The 14,200-nt window shown below is 35.1% G+C and carries 10 protein-coding genes; all 10 read right to left on the bottom strand.

The window, feature by feature from the left end; translation table 11 throughout:
* Positions 1-139: 139 nt before the first annotated feature.
* The 10 genes from tssE to Q0K76_RS06635 all read right to left on the bottom strand — a co-directional run bounded on the left by tssE (position 140) and on the right by Q0K76_RS06635 (position 14,183).
* On the bottom strand, positions 140-562 hold the full coding sequence (gene tssE, locus Q0K76_RS06680; RefSeq protein WP_294613289.1) for a type VI secretion system baseplate subunit TssE: 423 nt from the start codon (positions 560-562) through the stop codon (positions 140-142).
* On the bottom strand, positions 559-1,077 hold the full coding sequence (gene tssJ, locus Q0K76_RS06675) for a type VI secretion system lipoprotein TssJ (RefSeq protein WP_294613286.1): 519 nt from the start codon (positions 1,075-1,077) through the stop codon (positions 559-561). Before tssJ ends, tssE begins: the two co-directional genes overlap by 4 nt.
* 19 nt (positions 1,078-1,096) lie before the next feature.
* Entirely contained in the window at positions 1,097-2,143 is a 1,047-nt protein-coding gene (gene tssG / locus Q0K76_RS06670) for a type VI secretion system baseplate subunit TssG (protein ID WP_294613282.1), read from the bottom strand.
* On the bottom strand, positions 2,107-3,870 hold the full coding sequence (tssF, locus tag Q0K76_RS06665; protein ID WP_294613279.1) for a type VI secretion system baseplate subunit TssF: 1,764 nt from the start codon (positions 3,868-3,870) through the stop codon (positions 2,107-2,109). The genes tssG and tssF overlap by 37 nt, the downstream gene beginning before the upstream one ends.
* 56 nt (positions 3,871-3,926) lie before the next feature.
* The gene (tssA, locus tag Q0K76_RS06660) at positions 3,927-5,534 is read right to left on the bottom strand and encodes a type VI secretion system protein TssA (protein WP_294613276.1); all 1,608 of its coding nucleotides are present in this window, start codon (positions 5,532-5,534) and stop codon (positions 3,927-3,929) included.
* Positions 5,535-5,564: 30 nt separating this feature from the next.
* The gene (locus tag Q0K76_RS06655) at positions 5,565-8,897 is read right to left on the bottom strand and encodes an ImcF-related family protein (RefSeq protein ID WP_294613273.1); all 3,333 of its coding nucleotides are present in this window, start codon (positions 8,895-8,897) and stop codon (positions 5,565-5,567) included.
* The gene (locus Q0K76_RS06650) at positions 8,898-10,031 is read right to left on the bottom strand and encodes a hypothetical protein (RefSeq protein WP_294613270.1); all 1,134 of its coding nucleotides are present in this window, start codon (positions 10,029-10,031) and stop codon (positions 8,898-8,900) included.
* Positions 10,032-10,035: 4 nt separating this feature from the next.
* Positions 10,036-10,302, bottom strand: coding sequence for a PAAR domain-containing protein (locus Q0K76_RS06645; RefSeq protein ID WP_294613268.1), 267 nt, complete (start codon positions 10,300-10,302; stop codon positions 10,036-10,038).
* A gap of 545 nt (positions 10,303-10,847) precedes the next feature.
* The gene (gene tssH / locus Q0K76_RS06640) at positions 10,848-13,616 is read right to left on the bottom strand and encodes a type VI secretion system ATPase TssH (protein ID WP_294613267.1); all 2,769 of its coding nucleotides are present in this window, start codon (positions 13,614-13,616) and stop codon (positions 10,848-10,850) included.
* A 78-nt stretch (positions 13,617-13,694) separates the two neighbouring features.
* Positions 13,695-14,183, bottom strand: coding sequence for an Hcp family type VI secretion system effector (locus tag Q0K76_RS06635; protein WP_294613265.1), 489 nt, complete (start codon positions 14,181-14,183; stop codon positions 13,695-13,697).
* Positions 14,184-14,200 lie beyond the last annotated feature (17 nt).

Here is a 14,200-nt window from a genome sequence, read left to right as displayed (position 1 = left end):
TTCACCTAATTGGTTAACAAGATGATTAATCACTTTGGCCATATGAATCTCCTTTCTATTTTTTATTCTATTTTTTGCATAATATATTTTTAGCTGTAACTTATTATATTTATTACTATTTGTTTAATTTATTACTTTATCAATAGCGATCTTTACGTGTATATTTCAAGCGAGTTTTTCCATCTGGCATAAAGTAAGTTCCATATCTGACCAGCCCTACTTCTTTTAAATGGCAAACCAGTTCATAAGCTAATATCATTGTGTCATTATTTTTTTCGCTTATATTGATATCAATAGAAGAAAGTCTTGGTTCATAGGTTAACAATGTTTGTTCCATAGCTCTCATTAAAACAAAGGCTGATGAGGGTAAAGCTTGAAAGATTTTGGACATGTCAGGTAATCCATAATCTGGCATATGTTTAATCGTACCTGCTCGACTATTTAAAATACGTTCAATATTATCCATTACACTAATAATGGTATGTTCATTTTCAGCCACGTCATCAATTGCTATACCTGACTCAAAATAACCATAAAGTATGTCATATAACGAAGCACTCATTTATTTTCATCCATTAGTTTAATTGAATATTTATTTGCTACTATTTCACGGGGTGTGCTGATATTTAAATCACTTCGAGTCAAAATCAGGCGCCAGCTGTTCTCTTTTAAATCTGGTTCTTTATAAAGTGCGACAATAGCAGCAACTTCGGCTTTTTTGTCAAAAGGTACATCAATGGAAATAGCTGTATCTGGTTTTAAAACAACTTCTTTACTTTCAAGTAGTGATTCTTTTAAAGCATCATTATCTTGATCAACCAGATCTTGATAAGAAATAGAATTAAATGTATCGGCCTCTTTTAATTGATAAATACGAATCACTACAGGTGAAGAATGTCCTTCATCATCGACGTTTAATTCTGCTCTTGCAGTAATATCTAGATGTAATGTTCTGACATTCCATGAAAAAACAGAATTACTCAAATCAACAACCCCTTCTGATACGCTTTGCGCAATACCGCATCCGCTTAACCATATGCTTAATGTGCTAATAATTAATACATTAATTAGTCTCATATTTATATCCTTTCTTTTATTATGCTACGTAATCAATCCCAGAATAATGTCCTAAATTTATAGCAACTTCATCTTGAACTGGCTCACCGTTCTCGGTGGTTTTGGTAAATGATGCGGTTTGCCCTAGTCTGCAATTTTTGGATGTTAACTGACTTTTAGGTAAAAAACGGCGCTGAATATTGAGTGTTATCTTGGCATCAACCTGATAACCTAAGTAAGCCCGTAATAAGGCCCAAAGATCATGATGCAATTGCCCATCAGGTAATAAAGCCATAACTTGTTCTATATACTGGGGTGTTATCGCAATATGGATAGTTTGATTACTTTCTCGAAAGCGAGATCCTAATATTGCCCCTCCATCTAAACCGAATCGTTGTTGTCCATTACTTGTTAATTGAGATTTTTGGTCAATTGATTGCCAAATTGGATAAAACTCACTTACCACGACTTTTGCATCATCAACCAATACTCGGACTAATCCCACAATACCTTCAGCTGTACGCGTTTTTTGGGTTATTAAACCTAATAAAGCTAAAAAACGCGATGATGGTGCACCTATTTGTTCTGCCGTACCATTAATACCTAAACCTGTCAATCCAAGTAAGCATTGAGATATTGGATCTTGACCACCACTTAAAAAACTTGCTGGGTAATGGTATTTCAACCAGATACGATAAAACTGTGTTATGACTCGATGATTGAACATATCTAAGAAGTCTGTCATAACCTGATAGTTTTCTTCACGGCGAATAATATTATCAAGTAAGCCAAGTGGTAATACTGAATCAACACCATATAGACCTAAAAACCGTGTTCTAACTGTAGTTGGGCGATTAATATAGGGTGATTTTTCAATATATTTTAGTTCACTAGCCGGAAAAGACATATCTACAGATGGTGCAAAGCGTAAAGGATCGGCAGTAGGGGTTTCATATCTACCGAGTATAGGCTGGTGTGCATACATTTGCTCAAGTAATTGACAAAAACGATAAAAATTCATTTTTGGCAACACTTTTTCCAGCGTTTGCATTAAAAGGCTGTCTTCGATACTTTGCTTTGGTTCCATACAATTTTATTTCCTGTTGGTAAAACAATAATAACCAATTGTGTAAACAAATTAATGTCAGCATATAATGCAAAAAATTGATGTAATAATTCACCAAAAAGCATGACATCACCTTCACCAGTAAACTGGTAACTATTGAGTGTTATTTCAATTTCTATACCACGCTGTAGCATTCCTTTTTCAATACGCTTTATCATTCGGTGAGATACTTCAACAATGCCATCTAAACGCCGACGGTTTAGCTCGTTGTCTGTCCAATCATATAAGGCTAGTGTTCCACGTAAAACTTCAGCGTTCATTAATGATAGGTAATTAGGTGCTAAATGAGATAGTACTCGCCAATGAAAACGGTCTTCTGTTGGTGGGTAACATGGTAATGTTGGTGAACATAAATTTTGCACTTTAGCAATACAATTTTGGGAACTATTAAGTTCATAGATACGTGCATTGCGTAATGCTTTACGTGGCAGCATGCCATTAGTGCCTGTTACTTGTAACGATAAGGTTTCAGTTTCAAGCATTTCGCTTTTGTCCCAAATTTTACCCCCCAAAACTAACCATGTATCATGTAAGCCTGTTGCGCCTTTACGAACGCGAGTATGATAATATCTTTCGGGTGCATCGTGTCGTAACATTCCACCACGATGTTTAAAGCTAGTAAAAGGGACGTACTGATAACGTCCATCACGAGTGATTGCTTCTACATTATCAACCGAATAAACCTCAATATGACCATCTTGTCTGAGTAATGGTCGAAGTAGATATTCACTTTCCAACTGATTAACAACAATAGGATCTGCTTCCATATCAAATAAATTAATGGCTGGTACACAATGCAAACGAATATTGTCATGATCAAAAGGCATATCGTTTGGCCAACTTTGATTAAGAACTAATTCAATATCGATGTAATTACAATTTTCTGGTACATCACGTATATTTAATCCATGTAAATCAACAAACATAAATTTTTCACGGAACGCAAAATATTCTAATAAGAGCTGATATCCGGCAAAGGCATTATCTGGTTTTAACCACAAACGATCCTCATCAGCAAAACCTACAGGCGTTATTTTTCCTGATAAATTTATGCGACTTTCGGGATTAGTTGAATAACGTAAATACATTGAGGCAACTTGTTGTGTCAAAGCATAATGAAGTGTTGATGCAATTGGAGCATCAGCATTTAAATACAATCGTAATTGCGATAAATCAAGCTGTTCAAAATCAGCCAAATCACCAAAAGTTAGACGGATGCTGATAATACTTCGACCATCATGGTTGATGCCAAGTTTCGCTTGGCTGATTTTTATCGGTTGCAGTTTTACTTCTTGTGTTGTTCGATAAGGACACTGGGTTCCCGCCTGTCCAAGAGGTTCTGTTTGTACTTGTAATCCTTTGGGGATCACTTCTTGACGCGATAAGATCGCATAGTCAGGAGTTAGCTCAACAATTGATAATGACGGAATTAAGCGTAAATAGTGTGGCCAAAGTAGACTAACTAAACTTTCTGTAAGCTCAGGTAAATCATCATCAATTTTTTGGCGCAATCGTCCCATTAAAAAAGCAAATCCTTCAAATAACCTTTCAACATAAGGATCGCGATCCCCCACACGATCTAAGTTTAATTGATTTGCTCTATCAGGATGGATTTTTGCAAATTCTTTACCTGCTTCACGCAAATAACGCATCTCTGATTCGTAATAGCGTAGAATTAAATCATCCATTGTTTATCCCTTTAGTTTCCATGTTAGTTTCTCTCATTACTTTGCTTTTAACGACTTTACATCACACTGACTGCTTTTGCTGGATCAAGTTGCATTAATTGTTGTTGCAATAGCTCGATTTGCTTCGATAAATCTGGATTTATACTTTCTTTAAATTGATTTTTTTGTTTTATTAAACGTAATAAGCATTGTTTTATATCAAACAACAATTCAGGTTCCCACTGTAATAAAGTCATCGATTGTTGTTGATCGTTTAAACCCACTAATATATTTAATGCGATATCGTGTTTACCAAATTGTTCTGCTATTTTTGCTTGCGTATATCGCAAAAAATACTGTTGCTTTGCTGAACGAAGTAAAGGTAAATTTTGTAGCCATTGAAACGACTTTTCTAAATTTTCATCATGAGCCAGTTCTAATGCTTGTTTTTCAATTTCATACCAATCATTTTCACTTGATTCCATAATCAATGTATTATTTTCATTTTTATCTAAGTGCTGTATGTGTGCATATTTTGTTATCCAACTGCGTGTTTCATCATCGGCAAATGGGGTTCCATTTTCAAATAACAGGTTCTCAATCCCATTTAATCGTTCTAACATTAAACCAATATCAGCTAAATAGATCTCTGCCCATGATTGATAAGGTTCGCCCATTTTTTGTAAAGCTAATACCATTGCGCGTTGTAAATCTAACCAGAAATGATTCGCTGATTCCATAAACGCCGCATCAGCACGTTCAAAAAGTTCTGACCATTGTTGTTGGATGATTAAACGACTGATTTGTTGTTTAAGTTCATTTCTTGGTGCAGGTAGACGAGTCCTACCACGACTGTCAGCTGGGGGTAACACAAGAATCGTATCCCAACGGATAACACGTAAAAAACGACCTGCTGCAAAATATCCTTCAGGTTTTTCACGTAAAAAAGCAGCCATTTTGCGTGCTTGATCTAGCAATTCATGTTGAGAACTAATTTTCCTTACTTCAACATTCGTTTGCGGTTCCAATATTGTAGGAGTGGTTGGTATAGGTGATTTTTCTTCTACATTGTTCACTTTGATCGGTTGTTTGATACTATTGGTAAAAAAATTAACCAACGCAGTTAAATCCGGCGCTATATCAGATTGATTGGGATCATCTGTAACAAATAGAGTTTGGCAATTTATATCAATCAAATTTAAAGCAACAATAATGCGGTTTAAATAGTTCTCTGGGATAGGTTGTAAATGATTCAATTCATCAATAAATTTGGCGTTGGCAAGCCATTCAATGGCATTTTTACGAATATTTTGCCGAGAAGGATAAATATCTGAACCAAATTTATCGAGTAAACTCGCCAAAAGTTCAACACCGTTTGCAAATCCCTCCGCGCCATCAATATATAAACGAGCTAGACAATAATAAGTAGCAACGCGAATATCTTTACTGCTTTGTTTCAAAATCATTTCACTTTCTGTTGCAATCAACTCGTAATTAATCTCTGATAATTTACCTATTTCCTCTTTGATTTCTTGAAAAGAATCATGATAAGTTAAATCCTCACCCGCTGGTTTATCAGGGCTGATTGGATGTAACCAATCAGCCCAATATTGATTTAACTCTTGTTTTATTGAGTTACTTGGGTCTTGTTGCCCAAAAAAATAACTTAACAGTTGACTAAACATAACAATAACCCATCATTTTATTTTAATTAATCATTCTTCAAATACCCTTGGCGGTAATGTAAAGTTACGTAATTTTAATAACGTCAAAGGACCACCACCTAACTGTGTCCGTAAAATAAATCGTAAGTTATGTTCATCAGGTGTTTTCCAGATCAGTTCGTAACGACTTGAATCTAATGGCTTAACGGATGCTGATTCAAGTAGGCGTATCCATGCCCAATCACCGTTATAATAGCCATAAAGCCGTAATCCTGTTGCGTTACTGTTCCAACTGAGTTGTGAATAAGGTGAATATCCATCGCCCGGCCAATTAATACGTTGCCACATAGGTGATTGGTTAAAATATTCTAATTTTTGTTTATTAATGATTAATTCCGTGCGAACAACTTGGTTTCCACTACGAGGCATTAAATCAAATGATAAAGCGACATCTCCCGATGTAAGTAACTCAGAAGAAATGTCATTAAATAATTTTAGTGCACCAAGAAACTTTGGCGAAAAATTAAGGCCTTGTGCATTAGCAGTATTAACTGTCCAGCTACCACCTTTCTTCTCTAATACACCATTTAACTCATTGGTAATGAACTGATCAATAATCCCTGTATCAGCTCGCAAAAAACGAGCTAGCTCGGCTAAGGATGCTTCATTATCACTATTTTTAAAAGGATAGCGGCCTGCAAATGATTTTTCCCATTGACTGACAATATAATTTTGCCAAACATCATTAAAACTTATAGCCGCTGGGGCTAACACAACTTGCCATGATTGTTCTAATGGTTGCTTAAACAGGTTATAACCAAATCCGGACCATTCCTCACCTAAATTCGCTGCAATTAAATTGCCATAATCCCGTGTTTCTGTTAAGTCAACCGAGGTACCTTTAAACACGCTTTTCGCTAATCCTTGTATCATTGCTTGTGGATCAGCACTATTGGTTACGTTTTGTAGTTTTAGACGGACCTGTGTTACTCGTAATAGATATGTTTGCAAAGATAGTCCATTGGTGTTGTCATTTTTAAGTAAGCTTGTTACAGGTAAAAATGTTGCAGTTAACGGACCTGAAGCTTCGTTATTACTTGGTAATCCAGTTTGTGATTTGTTTCCTATAAGTTCTTTAGCGGAACGAATCAAATTATCCCCTAATCCACCTCCTGTATAAGCAACTTCTGAGTGGTATTTGATAACATTCATTAAAGCGATTAATGGGGATTGCCGAGTATCTGCAAGTAAGGTTAATTGTTCAATAACATCTGAAATATTATTCACTTGATGCCACTGAATAGTATTTAAGAAATGTAACCATGCATTACTATATTCACTAAAATAACGTTCAGTAATTTGCTGTTTTAACGTTTCTGGCGAAATTGATGAGGTTAAAGTACTTCCGCCATCACTTAGTACCCAATCAATTTGTTCTTGGCGTGCTTTGACAACTTCATCAATTTCATCTTTTATAGTATTTTCCCACGCTTTGCGAGTATATACGCCTGGTACATCAACATCATTTGAAAATAGCAATCTAGTGTCTATCCCTTCAAGTAATTGGGTCAAATTTTGATTCGCATATTGCTGACTTGCTCGTTGAATCATTTCTTGATAAAGCGTATTAACCGCATTTTGAACTCCAATTTTGTTGATTAAAACTTGCCGGGCATCTTTAACTAAACGAGCATCATCTTGCTGTGCCCAATCAGGATGAAAATTAAGCATTTGCCCCCAAAAACGAACTAAATCTGGCATTAATCTTTGCCAATCTCCGTCGCTAACACCATCAGGAGTTCGCCATTTTTTTGAAGCAAATTGACTTAAATATAATCCATCACTTTTTTCAGGATGACTCATCATTAAGTAAGCTTTTAGTACATCATAAGCAGAATCAACTAATTTAATACGTTCTGGATTATTAGGAGGTAACTGGGTCATTACGGTCAAATAATCTGTCATCATGTTGTAAAATGGTGTCGCAATATTACGTGAATTAGTTGTTCGATAAGTAAGCCATAATTTTTTTAATAACAAATCATTATGATTTAACCCAAAGCGATAAGATAAAGGTGTACCTTGTTGCTGACGATGAAGTAACTGCTCTAAACGCAGTTGTAAGTTATATTGTATCTGTAACCGGGTGATATAATCTTTTTTAATAGAATTATCAGCTTGTTGAGCAAGTCTAATACTATCATTAATAAGTGAAGCATTACGATAATATGAAGTTAATAAAGCAATACCCATTATTATCATACATCCTAATAAAGCAAAACATGATACCATTCCCCATTGAATACCCAAGCGTTGACCTGATTGTTGCTTTGCATCATCACTAATTGACTGCCATGTGGGGTTCATGGTCAGATAATTATCAAAATACTGTTGTTCCTCATTCGATAAAAACTGGTGAGACATAAAAAAGAGTCCGCGAACATGAGGTGAATGCGGAAATGATATCAATGAGGTTAAGTAGCGTTTAATATTAATGATATCGCGTTTAATTAAGTCCTGACTTAGCTTAAGTAAAAAGGCATAATGAGGATTTTCTTTAATCTGTTGTACGCCACGTTTACAAGACTCTTTGGCCAATTGTTTAAGTGATAGAACAACCGATTCCATTGCTTCTTTTTTTAGCATAGGGAAAATAAGTCCTACGCTTTGTTCCATTCGTCCTATTTGTGACCATTCGCCTCCATATCCAGAGACTAAATAAAGTGGAGCAGACCAATTTAATACTTTATTACGAGCTCGTAATTGTAATATGGCTTTTTCAACTAATAATTCTTGTTGACGATTATTGTCTAAATAGTGCTTTGGTACTACCCAAATTAAGGCATCAATTGGTTTATGTAAAAAAGGTAAACAACGTGAAAAATGTTTTTTTAAAGCTTGTAGCCATGGAGTATTTATTTCACTGTGAAAATCACCTCCATAGATCATTAAGGTTTCATCACAAAATTGCCATTGCTCTTGTTGTAAACGAGGAAATAAAGACTCCACATCGGGTACATCGCCATATACAAGGCATTTTCGAATCTTATAACGCCAAAATAGACCTGAATGATATTTACACTGTTTTTTAATATCTAAAAACTCGGAAAATGGAATTGGTTTTTCTGACTTTTCATTTTTAGCTGGGTTTAGTGATTCTCGTTTTGCTTTTTCTTTTGCCCATACTTTGCGACTATTTGTTATAATTACTGGTGCTAATAATAAACCTAATAAAAATAACATCCCTTGTAACCAAAAAGAGATTTTCTCCTTAGTTGTGGTATAACCAAAATCGGCTCCCCAGAAAAAGAGTCCTACTGCTAGTAATATCGCACCTAATAATATAATGAAAATTAATCCAAACTGTTTCCATTTATTTTTCATTTACGACTCCTTACTAACTGTTGTCACAACAGAAAATAACCATTGGTTTCGGCTCATTGCAGTAATTAAATTATTTTGTTTCGTTTGAGTTATCATGTCACACCCCATTGCCAACGAAAGCCAATAAGAAAGTTCCGTTTGATTACCCAATAAGCTTTCTAGTTTATAGATCTGTTCAGGTGAAATTTGCAGATCAGCTAACAGTTTTGTTAGGTTTACTTCTTGTTGATTACTCATATTGGCAAACCAAAGTTGGTTTATTTGATGAATTGCCGGTTGTATATCATTCATCTGATTAATGCCAACGAGCAGATCATCAGTTATCATTGGTCGTAAAATTTCACATTTAGCAATGTCAATATCCAAATTCTGATAATGCTCTTTATCAGTTAATAAAAATGCACACAAGAATGCTGAACCTGATGAGATAGTGTTGTTAATAATGATTAGTTGTAATGCCGATTGAGGATTATCAATCCATTGGATCAATTTTTCATTCTCAGCGCGAGACACAATCTGATGAGTTAACTTATATGGTTGTGATATTTTTGCAGATTGATAAGCATGATTAATTTCCTCATCAATATAGCTATATGACTCAGAAGATGAATAAATAGTGATATTGATCGGTTCTTTCGCCGGTAAATTTGATAAAACCTGACGTAGAGAAAAAAACAGATCTTCTGCAAGATTTTTAAATGTAGATTGGTCATCAAATGTTAGTGAGTTATTAACTTGGACACTGATGTTGTCACTATCAAATATTAGTTCTTTTGCGGTTATTTTATTAGGTACAATATAGTGACTATCAAGAACGACTAATGATTGCATTGCCCACATTTGCCAATTTTGCTCAATATTATTTTGTTCTTGTTTCCATATTTCATATTCTTCCTGAGCTAATCCGTATAGATATAATCGAATACTAAGCGCAACACCACTAATCACCGTTGAAATAAAGAGAACACTAACCCAAAATTTCCATTGTGAAAAATAATCATTATCTGTCCACATGAAGGCAAGCAAAATACCCGTTATAATTATTAATACAATAAAAAAAACCACCCAGCGGTTACCATGTAATTTTACTGGAGGTTTTAAGGTATTAATCATATTAGGTTTAGGCCAAGACATGATATTACTCCATCTCCGCTTTGTTAATTGTAGAAATCACCTGACAACCACACTCACACAAACATTGGTCAATAACTACAGCTTTATTATCTGAGAAACAAGTTTGAGATGCTTCAATGATTTTATTGACTCCATGGCCTTTTTTAGGGCAACTAACTAGATCGCCAATTAATGCTACAAGTTTGCCTTCAACTGTTGTCGTTGAAGAAGTCGAAATTACATTTCCACCATGTGTTGTGGGGTCACCTAAACGAACAACGTTTCTACCCATTGTCTTATTCCTTTATTGTTTATTCTTATTATGAAATTAATTATTTTTGAAACTAAATATTAAACAAAAAGTAATACATAGTTTTCAGTTACACTTTGCTAATCAGAAAAATAAACTTGAAAATATCTATTTATATCAAGCTTATTTTTATTTTTTTACTCCGCAGATAACGTAAAATACTTTTGCTTGCATGAACAAAATAACGATTTCTATCCAACTTTCTTGTTACCGATACTTTCATTTGTTTTGTATTACATTTAAAGTAAATGTTGTTAATATTACTTTGCTTTATTTGTTTACTTTTAGTTTGGTATAAAAAAACACCATCACCAGATTATTTTTTTGAGCAGGTAATAGTAATAACTGAATATTAAGGTTGATTAAATTGCTCACTTCTCCTTATCTATAAGATAGATACCGGCAATAAAAACCGTCTACCATTGAAATATATCAGTTATAACTTACAAGGTCTGAATGATGACCAATAAATTTATTATTTAATTGGTTCACGAGAATTAAGCGCTTGCATCATGCTTTACTCCTTACTATTCCATTTCACTTTTTGAGTTTTTTATGCTTTTTTTACTATTTTTTGTTGTCACTTTGGGTGTTACCCATTCCAATACGATTCCTTCAGTTTCGTTAAAATCGAGTTTTAATGTTTGAGTTGTAGTATTGTTGCTGTTTGCTCTTTGCAGTAGTAGATTGGATACTACTGGCAAAATTTGTTGATTTAAAATGCTGTCAATGTTTCGTGCACCGGTGTCTGGCAATAAACAAGCAGCAACAAGTTGATCGTAAAGTTGTTCACCAACATTAAATTGTATTTTGTAATGTTTTTGTAATCGCGAAGCAACTTTATTCAATTTCATTTCGACAATTTGGCGTAATGCATCGTTTGCTAGTGGTGTGAAAACAACTGTTTGGAAACGTGCAAGTAGTGCTGGTTGGAAATGCTCTCGAATAATCGGACGTAACAACTCCTGCTGGGTTGCAACACTAGCATCAGGCATTTCTTCAAAAAGAGCCATTAGTTCATCACTACCGAGGTTAGAGGTCATAAGGATCAATGTATTACGAAAATCAATTTCACGACCTTCACCATCACGCATAAATCCACGATCGAAAACTTGATAAAACAAGTTAAGTACATCGCGATGTGCTTTTTCGACTTCATCTAATAGCACTACACTATAAGGACGTTTTCTGACAGCCTCAGTCAAAACTCCACCTTGACCATAACCAACATAACCCGGAGGCGATCCTTTCAATTGCGAAACAGTATGCGATTCTTGGTACTCTGACATATTTATGGTGACAAGTGATTGCTCACCACCAAATAACGTGTCGGCTAATGCCAAAGCTGTTTCAGTTTTACCGACACCAGATGGTCCCACTAGTAAAAAAACTCCGATAGGCGAATCTTCTGAGGTGAGCCCTGTTTTAGCTGCACGAATACGTTTGGCTATTTCTAATAGTGCATTATCTTGACCTACTACACGTTGACGTAAATCATTTTCTAGTTCTAGTAAGTGACTTTGCTCATCTTTTAGTAAACCTTCTAATGGAACGCCTGTCCAATCTGCAATTACCGAACAGACCGTACGACTATTGACATCAAGTGATAATAAAGGTGAGCTTCCTTGTAGTTCATTTAACTTTCGTTGCGTTACAGTCAGTTGTTTGAGTATTTTTTTATCTGCTTTAGGAGTTAGATTTTTTCGTAATTCAACTAATGTCCCAATCAGTTCTTTTTCTTTTTCAAATTGAGTTTGTTCGATAGTTAATTTTTTTTGTAACACATTTAGTTGTTTATCAATATCTGTTATACGATCAGTTGATGAATATTCACCTAAGGCCAAATCCGCTTTAATTGCATCTTTTTCAATTGTAAGTGCGTCAATTTTTGACTCTAGCTTTGTGATAGGTTCTGGTATAGTATCAAGACTCATTCTTACTCGAGCAGATGCCGTATCTAGTAGATCAACTGCTTTATCTGGTAATTGGCGACCACTAATATAACGCCGAGATAGCGTGACTGCAGTCTTGACTGCTTCATCTAATATATGAACACCATGATGTTTGGCATATCGTAATTTTAGCCCTCTTAACATGAGGCTAGCTTTTTCATCGTCGGGTTCATCTACCTTAACCATTTGAAAGCGACGTTCAAGTGCTGCATCCTTTTCAAAATATTGTTTATATTCAGACCAGGTTGTGGCGGCAATAGTTCGTAGTTCTCCTCGAGCTAATGCTGGTTTTAGTAAATTTGCTGCATCAGCACCACCAGCTGAATTGCCTGCACCAATAATGGTATGTGCTTCATCAATAAATAGTAATATGGGTGTTGGTGATTGTTGAACAGCATCAATTACATTTTTAAGCCTTTGTTCAAATTCACCTTTTACACCGGCTCCTGCTTGCAGTAAACCGAGATCTAGCGTTAATATACTGACATCCTTAAGATTGGATGGTACATTATTCTCAGCAATACGTAGCGCTAATCCTTCAACTAAAGCCGTTTTACCTACACCAGGTTCACCAACTAAAATAGGATTGTTTTTACGACGACGGGATAAAATATCCACCATCTGACGAATTTCACTATCACGACCAAAAACTGGATCGATTTTTCCCGCTCTAGCTTTTTCTGTTACATCTTCGGTAAAGCGACTAAGTGCTACTTGATGATGTTTTTGTTTATCACTTTCTTTTTTTACATTAAAAGATTGAGCATTTTGCTGTTTATCATCGCTAGTTTTTGCATCTTTTTCGGATTCAATATCTAAATGATTCGATGTATCAGTCTCAACTTCTGAATAATAATTGTATTGGTTGTTAGGACTTTCATCAGAAATTTCATCTAACTTTGAGCGCATTTTTTGCAATGAAATAACCGATAAACTGAGTAATGGCCATGCTTCTTGAGCCTTTAAACAATGAGGCATCTCTTGTAATGCTTGTAAAATATGAACTGAACGGATCGCATCTTCGTGATCTTCCAGTGAAGCCTTTAACCAGGCTGATTGTAATACAGCAATCAATGATGCAGATAAACTTGGTTTTTTATTAATTGTATGTGGCAATACATCAAGATAGGTAAGTAGTCCTTGCCAAACTTTATCCATCTCAAGTTGGTAATGCCTTGCTATAACAATAATATCACCGGATCCCTGTTCTAATAATTTTAATAACCAATGTTCAAGTGTAATTTCAGTATGAGCTCTTGTTTGGCATAACCCGGCTGCCGCCTCAAGAGATCTTGCACAATACGGATTTAGTCTTCTTAACAAAACGGAGGGATCGGCAATCATTATTATTCCTTTTATTATTTCAATGTTAATCAAATAATCGTTGATCTTGTTTTTATAACAAGATCAACAGATTTGACATTAGCCTCGACTTTCAACCCAACTATCTGAGTGAATGATGTTGCCATCTTTGTAAGTCCAGGTGATCTTTTCATAACGAAGTTCAACACGTTCTAAATGATTGTATTGTTCTTTTGTTGGATCTTTAATGTTGTACATTTCAGGTTTAACAGATACTACTTTTACACCATCCATTAATGTATTGAAATATTCAACTTCTTGTCCGGCATCGTTAATTTTGTACCATTTGATTTCAACAGATTTTAAGTTTTGACCTGTGGTGACAGCTTTGTAAAGGTAAGGTGATGAAGCATCAACTTCTTTAACAAATTCAAGTGCTTTATGAACACGTGTTCCTGTTAATTTACCTGTATTACCATCGGTTGGAATATAGACTCTATGATCAAATTCAACCACTTCAACACTACCTTCACGATCAGCTACGGTCACAGAACCTTTGATTTCTGCACCACCATCATCTTTTAAAAACATATATGCTGGAACTGCCATTGTATTACTCCTTTTGT

Origin of the sequence: uncultured Gilliamella sp., from assembly GCA_945271295.1 — a bacterium.
Classification (GTDB): Bacteria; Pseudomonadota; Gammaproteobacteria; order Enterobacterales; family Orbaceae; genus Gilliamella.
Note: the sequence above shows the minus strand (reverse complement) of the source record. Positions and strands in the feature narration are given on the sequence as shown.

Bases quoted from the DNA above. Each gene is read 5' to 3' on its own strand.
- tssE (WP_294613289.1), bottom strand. From the start codon at position 562: ATGAGTGCTTCGTTATATGACATACTTTATGGTTATTTTGAGTCAGGT.
- tssJ (WP_294613286.1), bottom strand. From the start codon at position 1,077: ATGAGACTAATTAATGTATTAATTATTAGCACATTAAGCATATGGTTA.
- tssG (WP_294613282.1), bottom strand. From the start codon at position 2,143: ATGGAACCAAAGCAAAGTATCGAAGACAGCCTTTTAATGCAAACGCTG.
- tssF (WP_294613279.1), bottom strand. From the start codon at position 3,870: ATGGATGATTTAATTCTACGCTATTACGAATCAGAGATGCGTTATTTG.
- tssA (WP_294613276.1), bottom strand. From the start codon at position 5,534: ATGTTTAGTCAACTGTTAAGTTATTTTTTTGGGCAACAAGACCCAAGT.
- Q0K76_RS06655 (WP_294613273.1), bottom strand. From the start codon at position 8,897: ATGAAAAATAAATGGAAACAGTTTGGATTAATTTTCATTATATTATTA.
- Q0K76_RS06650 (WP_294613270.1), bottom strand. From the start codon at position 10,031: ATGTCTTGGCCTAAACCTAATATGATTAATACCTTAAAACCTCCAGTA.
- Q0K76_RS06645 (WP_294613268.1), bottom strand. From the start codon at position 10,302: ATGGGTAGAAACGTTGTTCGTTTAGGTGACCCCACAACACATGGTGGA.
- tssH (WP_294613267.1), bottom strand. From the start codon at position 13,616: ATGATTGCCGATCCCTCCGTTTTGTTAAGAAGACTAAATCCGTATTGT.
- Q0K76_RS06635 (WP_294613265.1), bottom strand. From the start codon at position 14,183: ATGGCAGTTCCAGCATATATGTTTTTAAAAGATGATGGTGGTGCAGAA.